The sequence below is a fragment of the Enterobacter sp. WPR_3_1 genome (assembly GCF_003635055.1).
In the GTDB taxonomy this organism is placed as follows: domain Bacteria; phylum Pseudomonadota; class Gammaproteobacteria; order Enterobacterales; family Enterobacteriaceae; genus Enterobacter; species Enterobacter ludwigii.
Map to the genome: position 1 here is coordinate 285,746 of NZ_RBXU01000013.1, position 25,165 is coordinate 310,910.

Here is a 25,165-nt window from a genome sequence, read left to right on the forward strand (position 1 = left end):
TTATCCTTCCTGCTCAATGCGGGTTAACACCTCGCGCAATACCGGTCCATATTCGTATTTTCCCGGACAGACATAGGTACAGAGCGCCAGATCTTCTTCGTCAAGCTCGAGGCACCCCAGCGCCTGGGCACTGTCGGTGTCGCCGGCCAGCAGATCGCGCAGCAGCAGAGTTGGCAGAATATCCAGCGGCATAACGCGCTCGTAGTTGCCAATCGGAACCATGGCGCGCTCTCCGCCGTGGGTGCTGGTCGAGAAATTAAAGAGTTTGCGACGCAGGAAGTGCCCAAGGGTGGTGCGGGTCACGGAATACTTCTCAGCGCCCGGCAGAACCCAGCCGAACAGCTCTTTCTCGCGACCTTCCAGAACCACACTGACCTGCAGGTGGAAGCGCCCAAGATACGCCTGCGCGCCAGCCGCATGACGGCCACTGAGCACCGAGCCAGAAATCAGGCGGTTTTCACCCTCTTTCGTTTCACCGGCAAGCAGTTCATTAATGTCCGCACCCAGCAGCGTTTTCACCAGGCGTGGATTTGCTGCCTGTGGCCCGCCGAGGGCGATCACCCGTTCAGCGCACAGTTCACCGGCGGTAAAGAGCTTACCAATGGCAATCACGTCCTGATAATTCAGATGCCAGACCTGTTTCGTCAGGCTCACCGGCTCCAGGAAGTGGATATGCGTTCCGACTAACCCCGCCGGGTGCGGGCCTGCAAACGCATTAAACGTAACTTGCCCCTGCGGATGGCCCCCGAGTTTGCCGCCGCCCGCCTGACAGACGTGGACCTTCCCCGAGGTCAGACGGGTTAACACGGTTAGCCCGGCATCAAACGCGTTACGCTGCGCCAGAATAATGGGCTCCGGGTCCGCGCTGAGCGGGTTGGTATCAATGGCAGTGACGAAAATAGCGGCCGGAAGCGTATCCGGAACAGGCGATTTGCTGAAAGGTCGCGTGCGAAACGCCGTCCACAAGCCGGACGCCAGCAGTTGTGCCTGAACGGCTTCCCGGCTCAGGGCGGCGAGGTCCGCTGCGTCGAAACGGGAAAACTCACGTTGTTCGTCGCCTTCAATACGGATAACCACCGACTGCAGGACGCGACGTTCACCGCGATTGATTGCCACCACGGTACCGCTCGCGGGGGCCGTAAACATAACGCCAGGATTTTTTTTGTCCTCGAAGAGCGCCTGTCCTTTAATGACGCGATCGCCTTCCTGCACCAGCATTGAGGGACGCATTCCCAGGTAGTCGTCGCCCAAAATGGCGACATGGCGGACACTTGCGCCAGGCGAAACGTGCGGCTCGGGCACGCCTGCAATCGGCAGATCAAGTCCTTTTCTGATTTTAAACATGTGGTTAGCAAGCTTCCATGAACTTCAATCCAGAGGGGGCGAAGTGTACCATTTTCGCTGTTTTTCGGGCACCAAAACCTCGGTTGCAGGCGCTAAAGTGCGAGGTATTACGCAAAGTTCCTGGAGCCAACGCGATTTTGATGGTTTATAAAGTAAAACTAATTTGTAAACTCACCGTCCGGCTCTTGCGAAAATCTATGGCGGTGCTAATGTGAGCGCACCTAACAGAATAATCTGATTTCGGGTCTCTTTTGCCGTCCTGGCAATTTGGTCTTAGTTTTATCAAGGAACTAGTAGTATGCGTAAAATCGCATTGTTCATTGCGATGCTCCTGATTCCGTGCGTATCGTTTGCCGGGCTGCTCAGCAGCAATAGCTCAACCACGCCGGTCAGCAAAGAATATAAACAGCAGTTAATGGGATCACCGGTTTATATTCAAATCTTCAAGGAAGAACGCACACTCGATCTGTTTGTAAAAATGGGCGAGACATATCAGCTGCTTGATAGTTACAAGATTTGTAACTACTCCGGTGGTCTGGGGCCAAAACAGCGTCAGGGCGATTTCAAAAGTCCGGAAGGGTTTTACAACGTTCAGCGTAGCCAGCTAAAACCTGACAGCCGCTTCTATAAAGCCATTAACATTGGCTTCCCGAACGCCTATGACCGTGCCCACGGTTATGAAGGCAAATACCTGATGATCCACGGTGCATGCGTGTCTATCGGCTGTTATGCGATGACCGATACCGGCATTGATGAGATTTTCCAGTTTGTCACCGGCGCACTGGTCTTTGGTCAGCCGAACGTTCAGGTCAGCATCTACCCGTTCCGCATGACCGATGCCAACATGGCGCGTCACAAGTACTCCTACTACGCGGATTTCTGGAAACAGCTGAAACCGGGTTACGACTACTTTGAGCAGACGCACAAGCCGCCGGTTGTCTCGGTTGTCGATGGCCGCTATGTGGTCAGCAAGCCGCTGAGCCACGAAGTCGTCCAGCCACAGCTGGCATCAAACTACTCGGTCCCCGAGACAAAATAAGACCCACTCGCCTGGCATAATCTTTTGCCAGGTTTCGTTGCCCGTCAGTGGCTGGGTCGCGATCACTGTGACCACATCATTCGGTGTGGTCTCTCGTTGAAAATCAATTTCCACATCCTGATCGAGCAGCTTGGCGACGCCAAACGGCGCGCGGCGCGTGATCCAGAACAGATTGGTCGAACAGAACGCCATCACATAACGCCCGTCAGACAGCAGCATGTTGAACACGCCCTTCTCACGCAGTTCTGATGCCAGCGACGCAATGTATTTGAAGACGGCGGTCATGTTGCCGGGCGTGCGCGGATAACGCTGCGTCAGCTTGTGCAGCAGCCAGCAAAACGCTTTTTCGCTGTCGGTCTCACCGACCGGACGGAAATTGCCCGTCTCCAGCGACTTATAGCCGGAGAGCTGGCCATTGTGCGCGTAGGTCCAGTGACGGCCCCACAGCTCGCGGGTGAACGGGTGGGTATTTTCCAGCGCCACTTCCCCACGGTTTGCCTGACGGATGTGGGCAATCACCGAGCGGGACTTAATGGGATAGTCCTGCACCAGTCTGGCAATCGGGGAATTAAAGCTGGGCTGGGGATCTTTGAATGTGCGACATCCTTTGCCTTCGTAGAAGGTAATGCCCCAGCCGTCTTTATGCGGCCCGGTGCCCCCGCCGCGCTGAACGAGCCCGGTGAAGCTAAAGCAGATATCGGTTGGCACATTGGCGCTCATCCCGAGCAATTCGCACATACATCACCTCCACAACAGCGGGGGCAATCATGCCCCCAGCGAAGTCTTACTTAACCATCTCTTTTTCGATCAGCTGGATCAGGATGTGGATCACTTTGATGTGAATTTCCTGAATACGGTCAGCATAACCGAAGTGTGGAACACGGATTTCGATATCCGCCGTACCGTCCATCTTACCGCCATCTTTACCGGTCAGGGTGATGACTTTCATCCCTTTTTCACGCGCTGCGGCAATCGCTTTGATCACGTTAGCCGAGTTTCCGGACGTCGAAATACCCAGCAGCACGTCACCTTCGCGGCCCACGGCTTCGACGTAGCGAGAGAAGATATAGTCATAACCAAAATCGTTACTGACGCAGGAAATGTGGCTCACATCGGAAATCGCAATCGCCGGGTAGCCCGGACGGTTTTCACGATAACGCCCGGTCAGCTCTTCTGCAAAGTGCATCGCATCACAGTGGGAACCACCGTTACCACAGGAGAGCACTTTACCGCCGGCCTTGAAACTGTCGGCCAGCAGGACCGCTGCGCGCTGAATAGCGTGAATATTGGCATCATCTTTCAGAAAGTTAGCCAGCGTTTCCGCCGCTTCGTTCAGTTCGTTACGAATAAGATCCTGGTACATGAGGATAATCCTTCAGTATTGATGAAATAACACAGTGGAGTGTACCGGATAGCGGGAAAAGCGAGAAGCTAAAGCCATGCGAATCGTCTGGCGTTTTGCGTTTTCGTGCCGGCTTAAACCTGAACAATGTGAACCAGGTTGTAATTATTTTGTAAACACATTGCTAAAGGAAATAACATCAACTACAACCATATCATCACAAGTGGTCAGACCTCCTACAAGCAAGGGAGCTTTTCTTTATGATGATTTTGAGCATTCTCGCAACCGTTGTTCTGCTCGGTGTGCTGTTCTATCACCGGGTGAGTTTATTCCTGAGCAGTCTGATTCTGCTGGCCTGGACGGCTGCGCTTGGCGTCGCTGGCCTGTGGAATATCTGGCTTTTAGTCCCGCTGGCTATCATTCTTCTGCCGTTTAACTTTACGCCGATGCGTAAATCGATGATCTCCGCGCCGGTGTTCAAAGGCTTCCGCAAAGTGATGCCGCCCATGTCGCGTACGGAGAAAGAAGCGATTGATGCCGGTACCACCTGGTGGGAAGGCGACCTGTTCCAGGGCAACCCGGACTGGAAAAAGCTGCACAACTATCCGCAACCGCGTCTGACCGCTGAAGAACAGGCCTTTATTGATGGTCCGGTGGAAGAAGCGTGCCGCATGGCAAATGACTTCGCGATTACCCATGAAATGGCGGACCTGCCGCCAGAACTGTGGGCGTATCTGAAAGAACATCGCTTCTTCGCGATGATCATTAAGAAAGAGTACGGCGGTCTGGAGTTTTCCGCTTACGCTCAGGCCCGCGTCCTGCAAAAACTGGCAGGCGTTTCCGGGATCCTGGCGATCACCGTTGGCGTGCCGAACTCGTTAGGCCCGGGCGAACTGCTGCAACACTACGGTACCGAAGAGCAGAAAGATCACTACCTGCCGCGTCTGGCACGCGGCCAGGAAATTCCGTGCTTCGCGCTGACCAGCCCGGAAGCGGGTTCCGATGCGGGTGCGATCCCGGATACCGGCGTCGTCTGCATGGGTGAATGGCAGGGCCAACAGGTGCTGGGTATGCGCCTGACCTGGAACAAACGTTATATTACGCTCGCCCCTATCGCGACCGTGCTGGGCCTGGCCTTTAAGCTCTCCGATCCGGAAAAACTGCTGGGCGGTGAAGAAGATCTGGGCATTACCTGTGCGCTGATCCCAACCTCCACCCCAGGCGTTGAAATTGGTCGTCGCCACTTCCCGCTGAACGTACCGTTCCAGAACGGCCCAACCCGCGGCAAGGATATCTTTGTACCGATTGACTACATCATCGGTGGTCCGAAAATGGCCGGTCAGGGCTGGCGCATGCTGGTGGAATGTCTGTCGGTTGGCCGCGGTATTACCCTGCCGTCGAACTCGACCGGTGGTTTGAAATCTGTCGCGATGGGGATTGGTGCATACGCCCATATCCGCCGTCAGTTCAAAATCTCTATCGGCAAGATGGAAGGGATCGAAGAGCCGCTGGCACGTATCGCAGGCAACGCCTACGTGATGGATGCTGCCGCCTCCCTGATTACCTACGGCATTATGCTGGGCGAAAAACCGGCCGTGCTGTCAGCTATCGTGAAGTATCACTGTACCCACCGCGCACAGCAGTCAATCATTGATGCAATGGATATCGCGGGCGGTAAAGGCATTATGCTCGGCGAGGGCAACTTCCTGGCGCGCGGCTACCAGGGCGCACCGATTGCCATCACCGTTGAAGGGGCAAACATCCTGACCCGCAGCATGATGATCTTCGGCCAGGGGGCAATCCGTTGCCATCCTTATGTGCTGGAAGAGATGGCCGCCGCGCAGAATAACGACGTGGATGCTTTCGACAAACTGCTGTTCAAACATATTGGTCACGTGGGCAGTAATAAGGTACGCAGCTTCTGGCTGGGTCTGACGCGCGGTCTTACCAGCGCCACGCCAACCGGTGATGCGACCAAGCGTTATTACCAGCATCTTAACCGCCTGAGCGCCAACCTCGCTCTGCTGTCAGATGTTTCTATGGCGGTGCTGGGCGGTAGCCTGAAGCGTCGTGAGCGTATCTCTGCCCGCCTGGGTGATGTGCTGAGCCAAATCTTCCTGGCCTCTGCGGTCCTGAAACGCTACGACGATGAAGGCCGTCAGGAAGCCGATCTGCCGCTGGTTCACTGGGGTGTTCAGGATGCGATGTATCAGGCGGAACAGGCCATTGACGATCTGCTGGCGAACTTCCCGAACCGCTTTGTTGCAGGCGCCCTTCGCGTGGTGATCTTCCCGACCGGTCGTCATCATCTGGCGCCGTCTGACAAACTGGATCACAAAGTGGCGAAGATCCTGCAGGTACCGAGCGCAACCCGTTCCCGTATCGGCCGCGGTCAGTATCTGGCTCCCACGCCGCATAACCCGGTTGGTCTGCTGGAAGAAGCGCTGCTGGACGTGATGGCTGCCGATCCCATCCACCAGAAGATCTGCAAACAGCTGGGCAAAAACCTGCCGTTCACCCGCCTGGATGAACTGGCGAAACAGGCCCTGACGGGCGGGATCATCAACAATGATGAAGCCGCTCTGCTGGTGAAAGCAGAAGAGAGCCGTCTGCGCAGCATTAACGTGGATGATTTCGACCCGGATGAGCTGGCGACACAGCCGGTAAAGCTGCCGGAGAAGGTCCGCAAACCTGAAGCTGCATAACGCGTTTCGCTTCTACAAACCCCGCCACGCGCGGGGTTTTTTATTGCCACATTTTCTCTTTATGTCGTGCTACAGTGTCAAAAAGTGGTCGTTTGAGGAGTCTGAATTGTGTCTGGTCTGAAGATTTCGATTTTGCAGCAACCTTTAGTGTGGATGGACGGCCCTGCCAACCTGCGCCACTTTGATCGTCAACTGGAAGGCATTACCGGGCGTGATGTGATTGTCCTGCCGGAGATGTTCACTACCGGCTTCGCCATGGAAGCGGCGCAACAGTCAATGCCACAGCAAGAGGTGGTCGCCTGGATGCACGCCAAAGCGCAGCAAACCAATGCGCTGATTGCCGGCAGCGCTGCGCTGCAAACCGAACGCGGGCCGGTCAACCGCTTCCTGCTGGTCGAGCCGGAAGGGAAAGTGCATTTCTATGATAAACGCCACCTGTTCCGCATGGCAGATGAACATCATCACTATGAAGCGGGTGATGCGCGCGTGGTGTTCGAATGGCGCGGCTGGCGTATTCTGCCGCTGGTTTGCTACGACCTGCGCTTCCCGGTGTGGTCACGCAACCGCAACGATTACGACCTGGCGCTGTATGTCGCCAACTGGCCTGCCCCGCGATCCCTGCACTGGCAGTCGCTGCTGGTCGCACGCGCCATTGAAAACCAGGCGTATGTGGTCGGCTGTAACCGCGTGGGGACTGATGGCAACGGGCATCATTATCGGGGGGATAGCCGGGTGGTGAACCCGCAGGGTGAAATTATTGCCACCGCCGAGCCGCATCAGGCAACGCGCATTGATGCTGAGTTGTCACTGACGGCCCTGAAGGAATATCGCGAGAAGTTTCCGGCCTGGCAGGATGCGGATCCGTTTAGCATTGGATAACGGTTCCCCTCCCTCTCACAGGTAGAGGGAGGGGACATCATTAACTCACCAGCGCCTGCCCGTCTTTGCGGCTCTCTGTCGCCGCCACATAATGCCCTTCCGGCATACGATAAATCACCTGCGCGCCGCCGAAGTTGTAATCCTGGAGCGGATCTTCCACCACGATCTGGTGCCCGCGCTCACGCAGTGCGGCGATAGTATTGCGATCGAACGTCGATTCGACGATCACTTCCCTGCCCTGCACCACGCGCCAGCGAGGCGCATCAATTGCCGCCTGCGGGTTTTGCCCGTGCAGCATGATGCGCAGCGCCATCTGCATATGCCCCTGCGCCTGCATTGGCCCGCCCATGACGCCAAAGGACATCAGCGGTTTACCGTTGCCATCCATCGCAAAGCCCGGAATGATGGTGTGGAACGGACGCTTACTGCCCGCCAGCGCATTCGGATGGTTTGGATCCAGCACAAAGCCACAGCCGCGGTTTTGCAGACTGATCCCGGTCTCCGGCACCACAATCCCGGATCCAAAGCCCATATAGTTGGACTGAATAAAGGAGATCATCATACCGCTGGAATCTGCAGCGCTCAGGTAGACCGTGCCGCTCTGCGTCGGCGAACCGTAGACGAAATCGGAGGCGTTATCGGGGTCGATAAGCGCCGCGCGCGACGCCAGGTAACGATCGCTCAGCAACGCCTGGGCCGCGAACTCCATGTGTTCTTCATCAGCGACGTAGCGATCGAGATCCGCCAGCGCCAGTTTCATCGCTTCAATAGACAGATGAAGCGACTGCACGGAATCCGGATGATGTTTTTCAATTCCACACTGCTCCAGAATACCGAGCGCAATCAGCGTGGCGATGCCCTGCCCGTTTGGCGGCAGCTCCTGCACCGAACCACCGGCAAAATCACGCGACAGCAGTTCTACCCAGTCCACACGATGATTGGCCAAATCCTCTGCTGTCAGGTGCGCGCCATGCTCTTTCGCGAAAGCGGCAATTTTCTGCGCCAGCTCGCCGCGGTAAAACGCTTCACCGTTGGTTCTGGCAATCAGCTCCAGCGAATGAGCCTGCGCCGGGTTACGGAAGATCTCGCCAACCCGGGGAGCACGCCCTTCCGGTGCAAAGCAGGCGCTAAAGCCTGGCTGATCTTTCAGCTTGTTATAACCCCGCTGCCAGAGATGCCCAATCAACGGGGAGACCGGAAAACCGTTACGCGCATACTCGATGGCCGGTTGCGCCAGCGTAGTGAGCGGCAGCGTGCCAAAACGTTCTGCCAGCGCCACCCAGCCCGAAACCGCACCCGGCACGGTGACGGCATCCCAGCCAATTTCTGGCACCGCGGTTTTACCGGCAAACAGATCCGCATGCCAGCTGGCAGGCGAGCGGCCTGAGGCGTTCAGGCCGTGGAGTTTTTCACCATCCCAGACGATGGCAAAGGCATCGCTGCCAATACCGTTGCCGGTGGGTTCAACCACCGTCAACGCCATGGCGGTTGCAACCGCCGCATCAACCGCGTTCCCGCCGAGCTGCAGCATTTTCATTCCCGCCTGGGCCGCCAGCGGCTGAGATGTCGCCACGGCGTTGTGGCCCATCATCGGTGGGCGTCGTGAATCGTAACCGGAAGTGAAATCAAGCGCTTTGGTCATCATGACTCCTTAGTCATGGCGCGGATCGAGCGCATCGCGCAGCCCGTCGCCGAGTAAATTAAAGCCCTGCACGGCAAGAAAAATCGCCACACCGGGGAATACAGACATCCATGGAGCCTGCTCAAGGAAACCTTTCGCGGTATTAAGCATTGAGCCCCATGACGGGTTCGGCGGCTGCTGGCCTAACCCCAGAAACGACAGGCTGGCTTCAGCAATGATTGCCGAGGCAATGGCCAGCGTGGCCTGCACCAAAATCGGAGACATCACATTGGGCAGCACATACTTAATGATGATCCAGCGATCCGGCAGGCCAATCGCCCTCGCGCCGTCGATATACTCTTCGTTGCGAATGGCGATCACCTGGCCGCGCGTCAGGCGGGCGAAGATCGGCATTGCGGAGAGGCCAATGGCGATCATGGCGTTGGTCAGGCTTGGGCCCAGAAACGCCCCGAGCGCGATCGCCATGATCAGGAACGGACAGGCCAGCAGCGCTTCAATAAAACGCGAGATCACGCCGTCCCACATCTTCTGGAAGTAACCCGCCACCAGCCCCAGCGGAACGCCAATGACCACGGCGATCACCACCGACATACAGCCAGCCATCAACGACGTTCTCGCCCCCCAGATAATGCGGGACAAAATATCGCGGCCCAGTTCATCGGTCCCAAACCAGTACATCACCGAAGGCGCTTTACGCACCGCCAGGAAATTGGCTTTCACCGGATCAAAAGGCGCGATCCACGGTGCCAGCAGTGCCACCAGCACAAAAAAGCCCACCACTACGGCACCCATCACCGCGCTTTTATTGGCGAGAAATTTCTTCAGTACCCGGTTCTGCGCACGGGGCTGAACCGCGGCAATGGTTTGAGTTGTCAGTTCCGCCATGCTTAACCTCGCATTTTCGGGTTGATAAGAACGTAAAGCACGTCGGCCAGCAGGTTCAGCAGCAGGAAACCGATCGCCACGATAAGCACCACCCCCTGCACCACCGCATAGTCACGGTTAAAGACCGAATCGACGATCATCTTGCCGAACCCTGGAATGGTGAAGACCTGTTCGGTCAGTACCGCGCCACCCAGCAGTTCGCCGAACAGCAGCGTGGTCAGGGTGATCACCGGAACCAGCGCATTGCGAAACGCATGCTTTAAAATCACCGCCTTTGGCAACAGCCCTTTAGCCCGTGCGGTGCGGATGTAATCGGCCTTCATTACCGCGATCATGGAGGCGCGGGTATGGCGCATCAGCGTGGCCGCCAGCCCCGTTCCCAGTACCGAGGCAGGCAACAACAGCGTACGCAGGTTCTGGATCGGATCTTCACTAAACGGCACGAAACCCGATGCTGGCAGCCATTGCAGATTGACCGAGAAGACCAGAATCAACAGGATCCCGAGCCAGAAATGCGGTATCGAGATCCCCGAGATCGCCACAAAGTTGGCACCGTGATCGACCCAGCTGTTTTTGTTGACCGCCGCGAGGATCCCCATGCTGATGCCAAACACCAGAGCGATGATCATCGCCAGCAGCGACAGCTCCAGCGTCACCGGCAGTTTGCTGGCAATGAGCTGGGTGACCGGCTCGTGAGTGCGTAAGGAGACACCAAGATCGCCCTGCAGCGCGCGCGTCAGCCAGTTGAAGTACTGCACAGGGATGGGCGCATCGAGATTGAGCTCAGCACGCAGCTGGGCGATCACCGCCGGATCGCGCTCCTCCCCGGCCATGGCGATCAGCGGATCGCCGGGCAGCAGTTTTTGCAGGCCAAACACCATCATGCTCACCAGCAGTAAGGTCGGGATGGCCAGCAGCAGACGTTTGCAAATCAGTTCCAGCATGGGTTCTCCTCAGGCCAGTTATTTCGCCAGCGTCAGGCCAGCCAGACGCACAATGCCGTCCGGATACGGTTTAAAGCCCTGCACGCTCTTGTTCAGACCAAAAATACGCGGTTCAAAATAGAGGTAGGCAATGGGCATATCCGTCTGCAGCTGTTTCACCACCTTGTCGTATAGCGGCTGACGGACGGCTTTGTCGTTGCTCAGGCGCGCCTGCGTCAGCCATTCATCCACCTGCGCGTTACTGTAACGACCGTCGTTAAGGGTGCCTTTGCTGTTAATGAAGCCGTAGATACTGCCATCCGGATCCGGACGACCCGACCAGCCAGAGAAGCTCAGCTGATAATCACCGCTTTGCTGACGGTCGAGCAGCGTGGCGAACTCGGTCATTTGCAGGTTCAGGTTAAAGCCAGCCTCTGCGACCATCGCCTGCAGTACCTGACCGACCTGCTGTGAAGTTGGGTTGTTGGGCACCAGCAGATTGACGTTCAGCGGCGTAGTGACGCCTGCCGCTTTCAACAGCGCTTTGGCTTTGTCGACATCGCGTGGTGGCACCGGCAGGTTAACGTGATACGGACTTACGGTAGAAAACGCCTGGTTTGCCGGGGTGTACAGTCCCTCGAAGACCACCTGATTTAACGCATCGCGATCGATTGCCTGAGAAAATGCCTCACGCACGCGGGCATCCTTAAACGGATCGTTCGCCGGGACCTTTCCGTTATTGATATTGAAGGTAATGCCCTGATAACCCAGACCGGTCACCTTCGCCAGCGCCAGTTTGCTGTCGGCTTCTACGGTTTTCACGTCGCTTGCGGCAATGCCTTCCGTCAGATCAAGATCCCCTGCCCGCAGGTTAGCCAGACGCACGGAGGCATCCGGGATCGGCAGATAGATAATTTTGTCGAAATGGTAAGCGCCTTTGTTCCAGTAGTTGTCAAAACGCGTCAGAACGATACGGTCCTGCGAGACGCGGCTGTCGAACTTATAGGGGCCAGAGCAGACCGGATGGGCGGCAAAGTCAGGCTTTTTCGCGGCGTCGGGTGCCATCATCGCCCCGGCGCGATCGGTAAGCTGCATCAGCAGTGCGGCATCAGGTGTTTTCAGATGCAGGGCAATCTGCATCGGACCGGTAACCTCTACCGATTCCACCGAGGAGATCTCGCTTTTGCGCAGGGAGCCTTTTAGGGTCAACGCACGGTCGAGATTGTATTTCGCAGCAGCGGCATCGAATTTCTCGCCGTCATGGAAGGTCACACCTTCACGCAGGTCCATGGTCAGCGTTTTGCCGTCATCGCTCCAGGCCCATGACTTCGCCAGACCCGGCACCACTTTCAGATGCTCATCCACGTCCACCAGCCGGTCGCACAGAGACGCAAAGACGAAACGGCCATAATAGGTGCGCGCAAGATGCGGATCGAGCATGTCCGGATCCGCCCCCAGACCAATTCGCAGTACGCTTTCAGAATGGGCGGGCAGCGCCGCTCCAAGCAACATAACACTTCCCAGTACGGTCAAAAGAGAATTACGCATTGTCATTATCATGAGTTCCTTGAAGGAAGGGAGGAGTGAGTGGCCGCGTGTTCAAACAGCGCGCGGCGGCGCAGAAAGGCTGCGGATGGCGGTGCTATCTGGATAACACTGCGATCGCGGTTAATCTCCTGCCAGCGATGGCAGGCAATCTGGCGTCCCCCGTCCAGCACCTGATTGATCGGCTCGACCTGGCGACATTCATCCGTGGCATACGGACAACGGGTATGGAAACGGCAGCCTGACGGTGGGCTGGCCGGGTTCGGTAAATCCCCCTGCAGCAGAGGTGCCACACGCGGCGCGCCTGGCTGCATCTGGGGGGCGGAGGCGATTAACGCCTGCGTATAGGGGTGTAGCGGGGCATCAAAGATTTCGTCGACGGTCGCAAGCTCAACAATTTGACCGAGATACATCACCGCCACGCGGTCACTCATATGGCGGATAACCGCCAGGCCATGGGCAACAATCACCATTGTCAGCCCCAGCTGATGCTTCAGACTTTCCAGCAGGTTGACCACCTGCGCCTGAACCGAGACATCCAGCGCGGAGACCGGCTCGTCCCCCAGCAACAGCTTTGGCCCGGAGGCCAGCGCACGCGCAATACCGATTCGCTGACGCTGCCCTCCGGAAAATTCGTGCGGATAACGTTGCGCCCAGGCCGCTGGCAGCCCTACGGTGTTAAGCAGTTCCGCCACCCGATATTGCCTGTCGGCTTTCTTCATCGACTGGTGTAGCCACAGCGGCTCACCGACGATCTGCTCGACTGTCATGCGCGGGTTTAACGATGCGAAAGGATCCTGAAAGATGATCTGCAGCTCCCGCCGCAGCTGGTTCAGACGCGCTCCCGAGGCATGAGTGATCTCTTCACCCTGATAAAATACGCGTCCTTCGCTGGCCGCCAGCAGCCGCAGAAGAAGACGGCCCAGCGTCGATTTTCCGGATCCGGACTCGCCCACAATCGCCAGCGTTTCACCAGGCATGACGGAGAGGGAGACGCGATCGACCGCGGTGACAAAACGTGCTGGGGTAAACAGTTTTTTAGGGCCGGGAAAAAGCTTGCTCAGGTCCCGGGCTTCAAGAATGGGCGTCGTCATGCAATTTCTCCCAGCGCAATATGTTGTTCCAGCGGCACGCGGAAGCAGGCCACCTGATGGTCGGTCCCCATCGCCGTCAGCGACGGCTTTTCGTCATGACACCGCGTTTGCGCGAAGGGGCAGCGGGTAGCGAACCGGCACCCTTTGGGCATGGATTCCGGCAGCGGAACGGCACCGGGAATAGTGGAAAGCGCGCCTTTACGTGCGCCGAGGGACGGAATCGAGCCCATCAGTCCTATGGTGTACGGGTGTTGCGGGTCGGCAAAAATGGCCTCCACGCTCCCCTGCTCTACCACCTGTCCGGCATACATTACCGCCACCTGCTGCGCGACTTCCGCCACCACGCCCAGATCGTGGGTGATCATTAACACCGCCGTACCGGTCTCTTCTTTGAGGGTATTAAGCAGCGCGAGGATCTGCGCCTGAATGGTCACATCCAGCGCGGTTGTCGGCTCGTCGGCAATCAGCAAACGTGGATGGTTAATCAGCGCCATCGCAATCATCACGCGCTGACGCATCCCCCCGGAAAGCTGGTGCGGATACGCTTTCAGGCGCATCTCTGCCGCCGGGATCTGCACCTTCTCCAGAATCTGCAGCGCAACCTTCATCGCCTCTGCACGAGAAAGTTTCTGATGGCGCATCACCGCTTCACTGAGCTGGTCTCCCAGCGTGAAGGCAGGGTTGAGCGAGGTCATTGGCTCCTGGAAAATCATTGCCAGTTCGCTGCCGCGAAGATCGGCATATTCCCGCGGTGAAAGCTTTCGTAAGTCGTGACGACGGAACTGCATCTCGCCGCTGACGATCTGTGCGCTGGCGGGCAGTAAGCCCATCAGCGCTAATGAGGTGATACTTTTCCCGCAGCCGGATTCCCCCACCAGCGCCAGCGTTTCTCCCGCGCTGACCGTCAGTGAAATACCATCAAGCACGCTCACCGGAGAGCCGGCGAACGTTACGTTAAGATTTTGCAGCCGCAGTACAGGCGTGGGGTCCTTAAACGGGATCGTCGTCATAGCGTGAAGTCGTCCTCAAGGTGAATAGCCTGAATCAGGGCTGACTGCAGGCTAAGCAGGTGTTCGCGCATGGCGGCCGCTGCTTCATTAGGCTGGCGATGGATAATCGCAGACATGATTTTTTGATGATGGTCGTTGTAGTGATCAACCCGCTCGGGTGTACGGGCTAATTCGCGCAAATGCTGCCAGCCCGGTTCACGTCTGACGGCATCAATGGCATCAAACAGGCCAAGCATCAGGCGATTACCGGCAGCCTCGGCAATGGCGCGGTGAAATGCGCTATCCCAGAGTTCGTTGAGATCGCGGTCGTCCGGGCTGACCTTATCAATGCGTTCCAGCATGCGCTGCATAAGCGCGAGGTTTTCCCTGGTGGCACGCAGTGCCGCAAGCCGGGCTAAGCCGGGTTCGAGCTGTAGACGAGCTTCCATGACTTCCAGAAGGTTGGTTTGCTGAACCAATCCCTGAAGGGCCAGAGGTTCAACAGGTGCAGACGGGCCTATAAAGGTCCCTTTGCCCTGTTTACGCCAGATCCGCCCCTCCTCTTCCAGCACATCCAGCGCACGACGTACTTCACGTCGTCCTACGCCGAGAGTCTCCGACAGCTCACGTTCAGTGGGCAGCGGAGTGCCTGGTGTTGACTCATGCTGGTTGATCAGTCCGCGCAGCTGCTCAAGCGCGGTGCTGGAATTGGCCAGAAACCGTGACGGTTTTTCCATATTGGTTCGCTCGCTATCATCATTACTTTATTTTTATTAACGATAAGTTATTGATATGACGTGCTACTTACCGTGCTAATGATTAAGCAATAAACGAACCAATAAATCATTGGTTCATGAACTTTCTGAAGGGATGGAGATAAGCGAATGATTTTCTGTGAATTATTTTTTACAAAATTACACATTTGCTCCGCTGCCAAAAAGACAATCGGTGGCAAAATGCACAAATACGGTGCAAATTGTGCACTATCATTGATCAAATGTTAATTAATTGCACCACAGATATTAACTTTTTGTTAATAAAGACAGGGGGCGGATAAAGAAGATTTGCAGACGCAGAAACGACGAAGGCCTGAATCATTTCTGATTCAGGCCTTCTGAATAGTGGCGGAACGGACGGGACTCGAACCCGCGACCCCCTGCGTGACAGGCAGGTATTCTAACCGACTGAACTACCGCTCCACTGTTCCCGCTGGGGGAACGAGGCGCATATTACGGTTTGCCTCCGGACTCGTCAACGCTTTTTCTCACGTTTTGAATCGTTTGCTGCAAAATTCACCCAAACGATGATTTTACAGGCATTCTGGCCCTTTTTCAGGCCCGCCACATGCAGCTTCCGCCTTTCTTCTGCACTAAATCAAGACGGGATTCATGGTTAAGTAACTCTTCATCACTGGCTAAAACCACCCGCAAACGACTGGCCTGGCGAACAACACGTTGAATCCCCGCTTCCCCCTGCGTCTGCTGGGATTCATTTTCCATGCTGAACTTCATGGACGTCTGACCACCGGTCATCGCCAGGTAGACATCCGCCAGGATCTGGGCATCGAGCAATGCGCCGTGCAACGTTCGCTTGGTGTTATCTATTTCATAGCGAGAACAGAGCGCATCCAGGCTGTTACGCTTGCCAGGAAACATTTTCCTCGCCAGCGCCAGGCTATCGGTCACCTTACAGAACGTGTTCGTTTTCGGAATATCACGATGGAGCTTACTGAACTCATAGTCCATAAAGCCGATATCGAACGACGCGTTGTGAATGATAAGCTCGGCGCCTTTGATATATTCCAGAAACTCGTCTGCCACTTCCGCAAAGGTCGGTTTATCCAGCAAGAACTCATCAGCGATACCGTGCACGCCGAACGCTTCTGGGTCCACCAGCCGGTCGGGTTTGAGGTAGACATGGAAGTTGTTCCCCGTAAGACGACGGTTCACCACTTCAACGGCACCGATCTCGATGATCTTGTGCCCTTCGTAGTGCGCGCCGATCTGGTTCATACCGGTGGTTTCGGTATCGAGGACAATCTGGCGAGTAATTGCAGTGCTCATAGCGGTCATTTATGTCAGACTTATCGTTTAACTGAACGTTTCAAATACAGGAAGTCTACCAGAGATGCGTAAACAGGTAGAAATTTTCACCGATGGATCTTGCCTCGGCAACCCAGGGCCTGGCGGTTATGGCGCGATTATGCGCTATCGCGAGCATGAAAAAACTTTTAGCGAAGGCTATTTTCTGACCACCAACAACCGCATGGAGTTGATGGCCGCCATTGTGGCGCTGGAAGCGCTAAAAGAACACTGCGATGTGGTGTTGAGCACTGACAGTCAGTACGTACGCCAGGGGATCACCCAGTGGATCCACAACTGGAAAAAACGCGGCTGGAAGACGGCAGATAAAAAGCCGGTCAAAAACGTCGATCTCTGGAAACGTCTTGATGCTGCGCTGGGCCAGCACGAGATTAAATGGGAATGGGTTAAAGGTCACGCAGGCCACCCCGAAAACGAACGATGTGACGAACTGGCACGGGCAGCGGCATCCAACCCCGCTCATGAAGACACAGGCTATCAGCCCGAATCCTGATCAGGGTTTTCTGTACTGCCGCGTGGCGCCCACGGTCTGGCGAATGGGCGATTTCGATTTACTCTGCTTCATCGGATTAAGCGTAAGGGGGATGGTCCGCTTACGCGCGACAATAAACTGCATGCAGCCTAATGCCGGCAAATGGGTGCTCAGAACAACGCCCCCCTGCCGCGCCCAGGGAAGTACCTGAAAACCGCCCGAGCAGAGCACCTCAAAATTCAGCAGTGAAAGCCAGTCAAGCTGGCGCATCATCGTGAACATCCTGCTGTTATACGGCGGTGTCCGGCGAAGCACCGGAACCAGCTTGCGCAGCCCCATCAGACTCAGCGGATTGAACCCGCTGAGTATCAGCCAGCCATCATCAATCAGGACGCGATCGGCCTCGCGCAGCAGGCGATGAGGATCGCTGCACCAGGGCAACGTGTGTGCCAGCAGGCAGGCATCAACGGACTTTTCCGCAAACGGCAGATGCAAAGGATCCGCTTTCACCTGAACCGGTGATGCGCCAAGAGAGACATTAACCTGATGTGAGATAGCGCAGCTTTCGGTATTGATTTCCGCGCTGAGATTGCCAATCTTAAGCAAGTGAAAACCATACATTTTCGCGAGCCAGGGTTTAAGCTGCTGTTCCAGGTTCTCGCGATAGTATTCACCCCAGGGCAATTCGGCCCAACGTTCAGGTGCCGGGACAATCTGAGGTATCCTTGCCGGTTTCATCAACACACCCACCACGCTATAAGAGGTAATTTATGAATCTTATCAGTATTCCCGCCTTTCAGGACAATTACATCTGGGTTTTAGTCGATGACGAGCGTCGGTGCGTCATTGTCGATCCTGGAGAATCGGCTCCTGTATCAGACGCGATAAAAGAGAACGGCTGGCAACCAGAGGCCATCCTTCTGACCCATCATCATAACGATCACACCGGCGGCGTTGCTGACCTTCGTGCCCAATTCCCGCATCTGGTGGTTTACGGACCGGCAGAGACACAAGATAAGGGAACAACGCAGGTAGTCGAAGAAGGTGAAAATATCCTCATACGCGAGTGGGAGTTTTCTGTATTTGCCACACCAGGTCACACTTTGGGACATCTTTGTTACTACAGTAAACCTTATCTTTTTTGCGGCGACACGCTGTTCTCAGGAGGCTGTGGAAGACTTTTTGAGGGCACCCCTTCCCAGATGTACCAGTCATTACAGAAGATTAGCGCATTACCTGACGATACCCTTATTTGTTGCGCACATGAGTATACATTAGGAAATATGAAGTTTGCGGCGAGCATCTTGCCAGAGGATCGGGCGATTCAAGATTATTATCACAAAGTGAAGGAGTTACGTGCAAAAAACCAAAAAACACTCCCCGTAATTCTGAAAAATGAGCGTAAAACTAATTTATTTTTACGAACAGATGATATTGATTTAATTGATGAAATTAACAAAGAAACAAATTTGTCACAACCAGAACAACGATTTGCATGGTTAAGGTCAAAGAAAGATAACTTCAGATAATTGCGGGTTGCCTTTTCAAAATTTCGCCGTTATCATCGCTCGTCTTTTAAGCAACTATTGACACACACATGAAGGCAAAAGCGATATTACTCGCCTCTGTCCTGCTTGTAGGTTGCCAGTCGCAGAACGGCAGCAACGTACAACAGCACGCACAGAGCCTTTCTGCAGCTGGTCAAGGGGAAGCAGGGAAGTTTACAAGTTCAGCGCGATGGATGGACGATGGGACGTCTTTCGCACAGGATGAAGACTTGTGGACCTCTATTGGCGACGAGCTAAAGATGGGAATTCCGGAAAACAACCGGATTCGCGAACAGAAGCAAAAGTATTTAAGAAATAAGAGCTATCTCCACGATGTAACTTTACGGGCAGAGCCGTATATGTACTGGATAGCCGGGCAAGTTAAGAAACGTAACATGCCGATGGAGCTGGTACTCCTACCCATAGTGGAGAGCGCTTTTGACCCACACGCGACGTCTGGCGCCAATGCCGCAGGCATTTGGCAGATCATTCCGAGCACCGGGCGAAACTATGGTTTGAAACAGACCCGCAACTATGATGCGCGTCGTGATGTTGTCGCTTCAACGACAGCCGCTCTCGACATGATGGAACGTCTTAATAAGATGTTCGACGGCGACTGGCTGTTAACGGTCGCAGCGTATAACAGTGGCGAAGGTCGTGTACTGAAGGCAATGAAAGCGAATAAAGCACGGGGTAAATCCACCGATTTTTGGTCGCTCTCACTGCCACAGGAAACGAAGATTTACGTACCGAAAATGCTGGCATTGAGCGATATTCTCAAGAACAGCAAGCGTTACGGTGTACAACTGCCAACACCAGACGAAAGTCGTGCACTGGCGCGTGTTCGCCTCAGCAATCCGGTTGATATTCAACAGGTTGCTGATATGACGGGTATGTCGGTAAGTAAACTGAAAACCTTTAATGCTGGCGTTAAAGGCTCAACGCTGGGGGCCAGTGGTCCGCAGTATGTAATGGTTCCGCAGAAACATGCTGAGCAGTTACGTGAGTCTTTAGCATCGGGTGAAATTGCCGCTGTTCAGTCAACGCTGATCGCGGATGCATCATCCGTGAACAGCCGCAGCTATAAGGTTCGGTCAGGTGATACGCTTTCGGGCATTGCCTCACGTCTTGGCGTGACGGCAAACGATCTGCAGCAGTGGAATAATCTGCGCAGCTCAGGCCTGAAAGTGGGTCAGACTCTGACAGTGGGTGCAGGTAACAGTGCACAGCGTCTCGCCAGCAACAGCGATAGCATTACCTATCGTGTGCGTAAAGGTGATTCACTGTCCAGTATCGCAAAACGACACGGCGTAAATATCAAGGATGTGATGCGCTGGAACAATGATACTGACAATCTGAAACCCGGCGACCAGCTGACGTTGTTTGTGAAAAACAGCGCCACGCCAGACTCCTGATGACACGACCTAACGATAAAAAGGCACCGATTCCCCTCGGTGCCTTTTTTCTTTACGCCGCTTTTTGCGCTTCAGCCATGATGGTATCGCTGGTAAATGATCCATCATCCTGCAATTCAAAGTACGCCTTCACTTCCGCTGACGCACTATCCTGATACAATCGAATGGCCTGGCTTAACGCTTCCGGCGTGCGCATACGGGCAATCCACGAGCTGAACTCCAGCGGCAAGCGGTCCGTTATCAATGCACGTGTGATCAGCCCCGCTTCAGTAATCAGCGCTAACCACTCCCCGCTGGAGTAGTTTTGCACATGCGAGGTGTCGCGCAGCGCTTCAACCGTTTGCAGCCAGATATTACGCACCGGATGTCCCGGCGACATCACATCCATAATGATAAAGACCCCGCCCGGCTTCAGAACGCGTTTAACTTCACGTAATGCCTGGCCGACGTCATGCCAGTGATGCGCAGAATAACGGCTGATAACAACTTCAAACGAGGCATCTTCAAAGGGTAAGGATTCGGCATAGCCCTGACGCGTTGCGATGTTGTTCAGCCCTTTGGCTTGTGCGGCCTCTGCAACCACCTCCAGCATCTGACTGGATAAATCATAGGCCGTGACCTGCGCCACCTGCTGTGCTGCCGTGAAACTGGCATGCCCGGCACCACAGCCTAAGTCCAGTACGTGCGCGTGCGGCACTGCCGCCAGGCGTTCACCGAGACGGACCAGATCACGGCCAGACGCGTGCACGGCACTGCTCAGATAAGCATTTGCCTGGGAGCCAAACTGTTTTTCTACGTTGTCATGATGGGAGTGTGTTGTTGTCATCGTACTGTCCTTTTGTTGTTTAAAATAAAGGGCAGCACCCGAATGGCCTGCCCCACGGCAGACCTGACATACCATTATTTATCAGGTTTGCCGGGACTGAATTCAACGAGTAGAGGATTGTGATCGGAGGCACGCGTCACCAGAACAGAGGCGTCGTGAACGTTCAGACCACGATAGAAGACAAAATCGAGAGGACGACCAAACGCTTTCTTGCGCTGGTCATCGCTAAAACGAACTTCACGCAGCGACATTTCGCGTGCAAAGCGATACAGCGCATTCATGCGCGGACGGCTCCAGGCATTAAAATCCCCGGCCATAATGATGGGCCCGCTGTGATGGGCGATCTGGTCACCGATCGGAAGTAACTGCTTACTATACACATCCACGCCCAGGCTGAAGTTGACCGCGTGGATATTCACAACCATCAGCATGCGCGTGTCCGGCAGCGGGTAGACCGTTACCAGCGCCGATTTCGCCAGACGCAGAATCGGCTCGCGTTCGCGCAGCGGGCAGCAATAGACCGGATGAGCCGAAGAGAGGGTCATCACGCCAGAAGGATGTTGCGGCAAGACAAACGCGGGAACCTGGTCAGCAGCAAGGTAGTGAGTCGTAGCAAACCTTACCAGCTCGGGGGTGGTTTGCGCCTCCTGCAACAGCACCAGATGGGCGTCTTTCCCAAAATTCTTGAGTACCGATAACCACTCAGCGCGCTGTTGTTTAAAGATGTTCCACACCAGCACCCGGATTTTTTCATCGCTGCTTAAGGGTGTCCCGGCAGGTAATGCCTGACTTATGCTCGCAAACGACCCCGGAGGCAAGATCCTCTCCGCGGGCATTCCGGCAACATAACGCATGGCATAGGTATTTTTTCGCACTTTTGGAAACGGCCTCTGTAACATGAACCAGCCCGGAAAACGGACTGGTTCTAATGTTATAGGGACTTTAGGTTACACTTTCAACGCAATTTCAGATAAACCGCTTTCCAGTTTTGTAAGCAAGCACTTACTGATGTTATCCCAGCACTACACGAGCGGGTTTATCAAGGCGCCCACTCAGGCTAATCAGCAGGAAAGCGACCAGAACAATCACCGCACCAATCCATGGCGTTTGGGTTAATCCGAAATGTTCAACGGTTTGCCCACCAATGATAGAACCCAGCGCAATCCCAATATTGAACGCGGCAATATTCAGGCCCGATGCGACATCTACCGCGTTGGGTGTATAAAGTTCGGCTTTTTGTACCACGTAAACCTGCAGGCCTGGCACATTACCAAAGGCGAAGATCCCCATCACCAGTACCGTTATCAGCGCGGCGTATTGCATCGATGCCGTGAACTGGAAAATCATCAGCAGAACAACCAGTGCTGCGAAGATAAACTTCAGGGCCGGCACTGCACCATGTTTGTCCGCAAGCTTCCCTCCCCAGATATTACCGATGGCGACGGAGATACCATACCCCAGCAAAATCCAGCTCACTGCACTGGGTGAGAAGCCTGCCAGGTCCTGCATCATCGGAGCCAGGAAGGTGAAAGCCGTGAATACACCCCCATAGCCGAGCGCTGTGACGGCGTAGATGATCAGCAAACGCGGATGCGTGAGTACCTTGAGCTGATCGCTCAGGCTGGCACTCGCACGTCCTGCAATAGTCGACGGTACCAATAGCAGGCTGGCAACCAGGGCAATCACCCCCAGTAAAGAGACGGCAAGGAAGGTTTCGCGCCAGCCAAAGTGCTGTCCGATAAACGTTCCTAACGGTACACCGGTGACAAGGGCGACGGTCAGACCACCGAACATAATCGCGATGGCGGATGCTGCTTTCTCTTTTGGTACCAGGCTGGTTGCAATAGTTGAACCAATGGAGAAGAACACACCGTGAGCGAGACCGGTCAGCAGCCGGGCAATCACCAGCGTGGTGTAGTCCGGCGCCTGCCAGGCCAGAATATTGCCAGCGGTGAATAACACCATCAGCGCAACCAACAGCGGCTTACGCGGGAAACGTCCCGTCAACGCGGTCAGGACGGGGGCGCCGATGGCAACCCCGAGCGCATAGATAGAAACCAACAGGCCGGCAGAAGGCAGCGAGATTGAAAGCTGGTTAGCTATCGTAGGCACCAGTCCTACGATAACAAATTCGGTCGTGCCAATTGCAAAGGCACTGATCGTCAGGGCAAGTAGCGCCAGTGGCATAAATAACTCCATATCATCAGGATTAAGATGACAGGCAGTATGCGCCAGTGCTTAAATAACAAAAATGGTCAAAATATCAATAGAATTTTGCAGGTGGTGCAACAATGAAAGCAACGTCGGAAGAGCTGACAATTTTTGTCGCCGTCGTCGAAAGCGGCAGTTTTAGCCGTGCGGCCGAGCAGTTGGGGCAGGCTAATTCAGCCATCAGCCGCTCGGTGAAAAAACTGGAGATGAAGCTCGGCGTCAGTCTTCTCAACCGAACGACGCGTCAGCTAAGCCTGACGGAGGAAGGCGAGCGTTACTTCCGCCGTGTGCAGTCCGTCCTGCAGGAGATGGCGGCGGCAGAAACAGAGATTATGGAAACCCGTAGCACGCCACGCGGATTGCTGCGCATTGATGCGGCAACACCGGTTGTTCTTCATTTTCTGATGCCGCTGATCAAGCCTTTCCGCGAACGCTATCCGGAGATGACGCTCTCGTTAGTTTCCTCAGAGACGTTTATCAATCTCATCGAGCGGAAAGTGGATGTGGCGATCCGGGCCGGCACGCTGACCGACTCGAGCTTGCGGGCCCGCCCTCTTTTTGCCAGCTACCGCAAGATAGTCGCATCACCGCAATACATCGCAGAGCATGGCAAACCAGAGACGGTTGAAGAACTGAAGCAGCACCTGTGCCTGGGCTTCACGGAGCCCGTATCGCTGAACACCTGGCCTGTGGCCTGTCATGATGGTCAACTGCATGAAATCACCAGTGGGTTATCGTCCAACAGTGGAGAAACGCTGAAGCAGCTTTGCCTCGAAGGGAATGGGATCGCCTGTTTGTCGGACTATATGATTGATAAAGAAATTGCACGCGGTGAGCTTGTAGAGCTGATGGCAGATAAACGTCTGCCTGTGGAGATGCCTTTTAGTGCAGTTTATTACAGTGACAGAGCGGTAAGTACGCGCATACGCGCCTTTATCGATTTCCTGAGCGAACATATAAAAACAGCTCCCGGGGGAGCTGTGTGAGGGTTTCAGGCTACAGAGGAAAGGGTCAATATTAATCCCAGTCAGGTGCCAGACCTTCAGGGCTGACCAGACGATCTTTGCATTCCAGGGCAGCGATCGCTTTTTTGTCTTCGTCGTCCAGCTGGAGATCCCTCGCTAACAGGTTGCTGGCCAGGTTTTCACGTCGGGTTGAAGAGGGGATCACGGCGTAACCTTCACCCATCGCCCATGCCAGAATCACCTGTGCAGCCGTTGCGCTATGTTTTTCTGCGATACGATTAATCACGTCATCTTTCAGTGCCTTACCGTAGGCCAGGGTCATATATGAGGTGATGTGGATGCCGTGCTGTTTTGCCCAGTCCACGACTTTGCGGTTTTGCAGGTAGGGAGAGAGTTCAATCTGATTGGTTGCAATGTTTTCTGCCCCCACGGCGGCAATGGCTTTTTCCATCAGCGGGATGGTGAAATTAGAAATACCTATTTCACGCGTTAAGCCCTGCTCTTTCGCTTCAAGCAATGCCTGCATGAACTCCTCGACTGACACAGCATCGTTCGGTGATGGCCAGTGGATCAACGTCAGATCCACATAGTCGGTACGCAGTTTTTCCAGGCTCTCTTTCAGGCTGGGGATCAATTTGTCTTTGCTGAGGTTTTCAATCCAGATTTTGGTGGTGATGAAAAGCTCGCTGCGCGCTACGCCGCTCTCTTCGATAGCCTGACCAACGGCAGCTTCGTTATCATAAATCTGCGCCGTATCAATTGCGCGATAGCCGAGTTCAAGTGCAGTTTTAACGGATGCGATAACAACGTCGTCTTTCAGGCGGAAAGTGCCCAGACCCAGTGCAGGGATAGTCATGTAATCCTCGTTATTCATAATGATTGTTAACTGAGGAGGATTATCGCTGCTGCCGTTATGCAGAAAAAGAGCGTTTAACGCAGAGGATATTTGCTGATTTGGCAATAATGATACGACAGATATGAAAAAAGCCCTGAGCGTTAACTCAGGGCTTTTAATAAGTGGCGGAACGGACGGGACTCGAACCCGCGACCCCCTGCGTGACAGGCAGGTATTCTAACCGACTGAACTACCGCTCCACCGAAGACTGCTGTAACCACCGGATTTATGCACCGGCTTACTACGTAATTTGATGCCTGGCAGTTCCCTACTCTCGCATGGGGAGACCCCACACTACCATCGGCGCTACGGCGTTTCACTTCTGAGTTCGGCATGGGGTCAGGT

General features: G+C 54.9%; 23 protein-coding genes, 2 tRNA genes and 1 rRNA gene. 7 read left to right on the plus strand and 19 right to left on the minus strand.

The genetic code is table 11. From position 1 onward, the window contains the following. A complete protein-coding gene (locus BJ887_RS19480) occupies positions 1-1,344 on the minus strand; it encodes a Na(+)-translocating NADH-quinone reductase subunit A (protein ID WP_049022690.1) in 1,344 nt (447 codons plus the stop codon). A gap of 298 nt (positions 1,345-1,642) precedes the next feature. Here BJ887_RS19480 and dpaA point away from each other — a divergent pair, with 298 nt between their 5' ends. Next, positions 1,643-2,383, plus strand: coding sequence for a peptidoglycan meso-diaminopimelic acid protein amidase (gene dpaA / locus BJ887_RS19485; protein ID WP_014168757.1), 741 nt, complete (start codon positions 1,643-1,645; stop codon positions 2,381-2,383). On the opposite strand, the gene BJ887_RS19490 is transcribed toward dpaA, so the two are convergent. Further along, positions 2,354-3,121, minus strand: a complete 768-nt coding sequence (locus BJ887_RS19490; protein WP_014168756.1) for a class II glutamine amidotransferase — start codon at positions 3,119-3,121, stop codon at positions 2,354-2,356. The genes dpaA and BJ887_RS19490 overlap by 30 nt on opposite strands. Before the next feature lie 46 nt (positions 3,122-3,167). Continuing rightward, positions 3,168-3,746, minus strand: coding sequence for a D-sedoheptulose 7-phosphate isomerase (gene lpcA, locus BJ887_RS19495; protein ID WP_014168755.1), 579 nt, complete (start codon positions 3,744-3,746; stop codon positions 3,168-3,170). A gap of 239 nt (positions 3,747-3,985) precedes the next feature. Here lpcA and fadE point away from each other — a divergent pair, with 239 nt between their 5' ends. After that, positions 3,986-6,430 (plus strand): acyl-CoA dehydrogenase FadE, encoded by a 2,445-nt coding sequence (fadE, locus tag BJ887_RS19500; protein WP_014168754.1) that lies wholly within the window; start codon positions 3,986-3,988, stop codon positions 6,428-6,430. A gap of 108 nt (positions 6,431-6,538) precedes the next feature. Continuing rightward, entirely contained in the window at positions 6,539-7,309 is a 771-nt protein-coding gene (locus tag BJ887_RS19505) for an amidohydrolase (RefSeq protein WP_121340309.1), read from the plus strand. A 40-nt stretch (positions 7,310-7,349) separates the two neighbouring features. Here the strand turns inward: BJ887_RS19505 and BJ887_RS19510 are convergent, their stop codons facing one another. The 9 genes from BJ887_RS19510 to dnaQ form a co-directional block, all read right to left on the minus strand. Continuing rightward, a complete protein-coding gene (locus tag BJ887_RS19510; RefSeq protein ID WP_020882793.1) occupies positions 7,350-8,951 on the minus strand; it encodes a gamma-glutamyltransferase family protein in 1,602 nt (533 codons plus the stop codon). A 9-nt stretch (positions 8,952-8,960) separates the two neighbouring features. Then, entirely contained in the window at positions 8,961-9,836 is an 876-nt protein-coding gene (locus BJ887_RS19515; RefSeq protein WP_025205112.1) for an ABC transporter permease, read from the minus strand. 2 nt (positions 9,837-9,838) lie between these two features. Continuing rightward, the gene (locus BJ887_RS19520; RefSeq protein WP_020882795.1) at positions 9,839-10,780 is read right to left on the minus strand and encodes an ABC transporter permease; all 942 of its coding nucleotides are present in this window, start codon (positions 10,778-10,780) and stop codon (positions 9,839-9,841) included. A gap of 18 nt (positions 10,781-10,798) precedes the next feature. Next, positions 10,799-12,313 (minus strand): ABC transporter substrate-binding protein, encoded by a 1,515-nt coding sequence (locus BJ887_RS19525; protein ID WP_020882796.1) that lies wholly within the window; start codon positions 12,311-12,313, stop codon positions 10,799-10,801. A 2-nt stretch (positions 12,314-12,315) separates the two neighbouring features. Further along, positions 12,316-13,398, minus strand: a complete 1,083-nt coding sequence (locus BJ887_RS19530) for an ABC transporter ATP-binding protein (protein ID WP_032681617.1) — start codon at positions 13,396-13,398, stop codon at positions 12,316-12,318. Further along, positions 13,395-14,408 (minus strand): ABC transporter ATP-binding protein, encoded by a 1,014-nt coding sequence (locus tag BJ887_RS19535; RefSeq protein WP_078775019.1) that lies wholly within the window; start codon positions 14,406-14,408, stop codon positions 13,395-13,397. The genes BJ887_RS19530 and BJ887_RS19535 overlap by 4 nt, the downstream gene beginning before the upstream one ends. Next, positions 14,405-15,124: a FadR/GntR family transcriptional regulator gene (locus tag BJ887_RS19540; protein ID WP_014168746.1), complete on the minus strand. Its 720-nt coding sequence runs from the start codon at positions 15,122-15,124 to the stop codon at positions 14,405-14,407. Before BJ887_RS19540 ends, BJ887_RS19535 begins: the two co-directional genes overlap by 4 nt. 385 nt (positions 15,125-15,509) lie before the next feature. Continuing rightward, positions 15,510-15,586: transfer RNA gene (locus BJ887_RS19545), tRNA-Asp, on the minus strand. Between the two features lie 132 nt (positions 15,587-15,718). After that, the gene (gene dnaQ / locus BJ887_RS19550; RefSeq protein WP_032677465.1) at positions 15,719-16,450 is read right to left on the minus strand and encodes a DNA polymerase III subunit epsilon; all 732 of its coding nucleotides are present in this window, start codon (positions 16,448-16,450) and stop codon (positions 15,719-15,721) included. 64 nt (positions 16,451-16,514) lie between these two features. On the opposite strand from dnaQ, the gene rnhA reads away from it, so the two are divergent. Continuing rightward, on the plus strand, positions 16,515-16,982 hold the full coding sequence (gene rnhA / locus BJ887_RS19555) for a ribonuclease HI (protein ID WP_014168741.1): 468 nt from the start codon (positions 16,515-16,517) through the stop codon (positions 16,980-16,982). Here rnhA and BJ887_RS19560 read toward each other — a convergent pair whose 3' ends face one another. After that, entirely contained in the window at positions 16,983-17,699 is a 717-nt protein-coding gene (locus BJ887_RS19560) for a class I SAM-dependent methyltransferase (RefSeq protein ID WP_020882800.1), read from the minus strand. Between the two features lie 32 nt (positions 17,700-17,731). On the opposite strand from BJ887_RS19560, the gene gloB reads away from it, so the two are divergent. Both gloB and mltD read left to right on the plus strand, forming a co-directional pair. Next, positions 17,732-18,490, plus strand: coding sequence for a hydroxyacylglutathione hydrolase (gene gloB, locus BJ887_RS19565; RefSeq protein WP_121340310.1), 759 nt, complete (start codon positions 17,732-17,734; stop codon positions 18,488-18,490). 68 nt (positions 18,491-18,558) lie between these two features. Next, on the plus strand, positions 18,559-19,923 hold the full coding sequence (gene mltD, locus BJ887_RS19570; RefSeq protein WP_014168738.1) for a murein transglycosylase D: 1,365 nt from the start codon (positions 18,559-18,561) through the stop codon (positions 19,921-19,923). Positions 19,924-19,975: 52 nt separating this feature from the next. Here the strand turns inward: mltD and BJ887_RS19575 are convergent, their stop codons facing one another. The 3 genes from BJ887_RS19575 to BJ887_RS19585 form a co-directional block, all read right to left on the minus strand. After that, a complete protein-coding gene (locus BJ887_RS19575) occupies positions 19,976-20,749 on the minus strand; it encodes a class I SAM-dependent methyltransferase (RefSeq protein ID WP_121340311.1) in 774 nt (257 codons plus the stop codon). Positions 20,750-20,823: 74 nt separating this feature from the next. Beyond that, on the minus strand, positions 20,824-21,624 hold the full coding sequence (locus BJ887_RS19580; RefSeq protein WP_025205128.1) for an endonuclease/exonuclease/phosphatase family protein: 801 nt from the start codon (positions 21,622-21,624) through the stop codon (positions 20,824-20,826). A gap of 136 nt (positions 21,625-21,760) precedes the next feature. Beyond that, positions 21,761-22,936: an MFS transporter gene (locus tag BJ887_RS19585; RefSeq protein WP_020882804.1), complete on the minus strand. Its 1,176-nt coding sequence runs from the start codon at positions 22,934-22,936 to the stop codon at positions 21,761-21,763. A 104-nt stretch (positions 22,937-23,040) separates the two neighbouring features. Here BJ887_RS19585 and yafC point away from each other — a divergent pair, with 104 nt between their 5' ends. After that, the gene (yafC, locus tag BJ887_RS19590; RefSeq protein WP_014168734.1) at positions 23,041-23,946 is read left to right on the plus strand and encodes a DNA-binding transcriptional regulator YafC; all 906 of its coding nucleotides are present in this window, start codon (positions 23,041-23,043) and stop codon (positions 23,944-23,946) included. A gap of 31 nt (positions 23,947-23,977) precedes the next feature. Here the strand turns inward: yafC and dkgB are convergent, their stop codons facing one another. The 3 genes from dkgB to rrf all read right to left on the minus strand — a co-directional run. Further along, a complete protein-coding gene (gene dkgB, locus BJ887_RS19595) occupies positions 23,978-24,781 on the minus strand; it encodes a 2,5-didehydrogluconate reductase DkgB (protein WP_047956195.1) in 804 nt (267 codons plus the stop codon). A 162-nt stretch (positions 24,782-24,943) separates the two neighbouring features. Continuing rightward, positions 24,944-25,020: transfer RNA gene (locus BJ887_RS19600), tRNA-Asp, on the minus strand. Between the two features lie 55 nt (positions 25,021-25,075). After that, positions 25,076-25,165: ribosomal RNA gene (gene rrf, locus BJ887_RS19605) — 5S ribosomal RNA — on the minus strand; the annotation flags it as partial.

What these genes read in the sequence shown, in the direction of transcription:
- yafC (WP_014168734.1), top strand. Translation starts at nt 23,041, where the DNA reads ATGAAAGCAACGTCGGAAGAGCTGACAATTTTTGTCGCCGTCGTCGAA.
- BJ887_RS19480 (WP_049022690.1), bottom strand. Translation starts at nt 1,344, where the DNA reads ATGTTTAAAATCAGAAAAGGACTTGATCTGCCGATTGCAGGCGTGCCC.
- dnaQ (WP_032677465.1), bottom strand. Translation starts at nt 16,450, where the DNA reads ATGAGCACTGCAATTACTCGCCAGATTGTCCTCGATACCGAAACCACC.
- fadE (WP_014168754.1), top strand. Translation starts at nt 3,986, where the DNA reads ATGATGATTTTGAGCATTCTCGCAACCGTTGTTCTGCTCGGTGTGCTG.
- BJ887_RS19490 (WP_014168756.1), bottom strand. Translation starts at nt 3,121, where the DNA reads ATGTGCGAATTGCTCGGGATGAGCGCCAATGTGCCAACCGATATCTGC.
- BJ887_RS19535 (WP_078775019.1), bottom strand. Translation starts at nt 14,408, where the DNA reads ATGACGACGATCCCGTTTAAGGACCCCACGCCTGTACTGCGGCTGCAA.
- mltD (WP_014168738.1), top strand. Translation starts at nt 18,559, where the DNA reads ATGAAGGCAAAAGCGATATTACTCGCCTCTGTCCTGCTTGTAGGTTGC.
- BJ887_RS19575 (WP_121340311.1), bottom strand. Translation starts at nt 20,749, where the DNA reads ATGACAACAACACACTCCCATCATGACAACGTAGAAAAACAGTTTGGC.
- BJ887_RS19530 (WP_032681617.1), bottom strand. Translation starts at nt 13,398, where the DNA reads ATGACGACGCCCATTCTTGAAGCCCGGGACCTGAGCAAGCTTTTTCCC.
- dpaA (WP_014168757.1), top strand. Translation starts at nt 1,643, where the DNA reads ATGCGTAAAATCGCATTGTTCATTGCGATGCTCCTGATTCCGTGCGTA.
- lpcA (WP_014168755.1), bottom strand. Translation starts at nt 3,746, where the DNA reads ATGTACCAGGATCTTATTCGTAACGAACTGAACGAAGCGGCGGAAACG.
- BJ887_RS19515 (WP_025205112.1), bottom strand. Translation starts at nt 9,836, where the DNA reads ATGGCGGAACTGACAACTCAAACCATTGCCGCGGTTCAGCCCCGTGCG.
- BJ887_RS19585 (WP_020882804.1), bottom strand. Translation starts at nt 22,936, where the DNA reads ATGCCACTGGCGCTACTTGCCCTGACGATCAGTGCCTTTGCAATTGGC.
- rnhA (WP_014168741.1), top strand. Translation starts at nt 16,515, where the DNA reads ATGCGTAAACAGGTAGAAATTTTCACCGATGGATCTTGCCTCGGCAAC.
- dkgB (WP_047956195.1), bottom strand. Translation starts at nt 24,781, where the DNA reads ATGACTATCCCTGCACTGGGTCTGGGCACTTTCCGCCTGAAAGACGAC.
- gloB (WP_121340310.1), top strand. Translation starts at nt 17,732, where the DNA reads ATGAATCTTATCAGTATTCCCGCCTTTCAGGACAATTACATCTGGGTT.
- BJ887_RS19525 (WP_020882796.1), bottom strand. Translation starts at nt 12,313, where the DNA reads ATGACAATGCGTAATTCTCTTTTGACCGTACTGGGAAGTGTTATGTTG.
- BJ887_RS19540 (WP_014168746.1), bottom strand. Translation starts at nt 15,124, where the DNA reads ATGGAAAAACCGTCACGGTTTCTGGCCAATTCCAGCACCGCGCTTGAG.
- BJ887_RS19520 (WP_020882795.1), bottom strand. Translation starts at nt 10,780, where the DNA reads ATGCTGGAACTGATTTGCAAACGTCTGCTGCTGGCCATCCCGACCTTA.
- BJ887_RS19560 (WP_020882800.1), bottom strand. Translation starts at nt 17,699, where the DNA reads ATGAAACCGGCAAGGATACCTCAGATTGTCCCGGCACCTGAACGTTGG.
- BJ887_RS19510 (WP_020882793.1), bottom strand. Translation starts at nt 8,951, where the DNA reads ATGACCAAAGCGCTTGATTTCACTTCCGGTTACGATTCACGACGCCCA.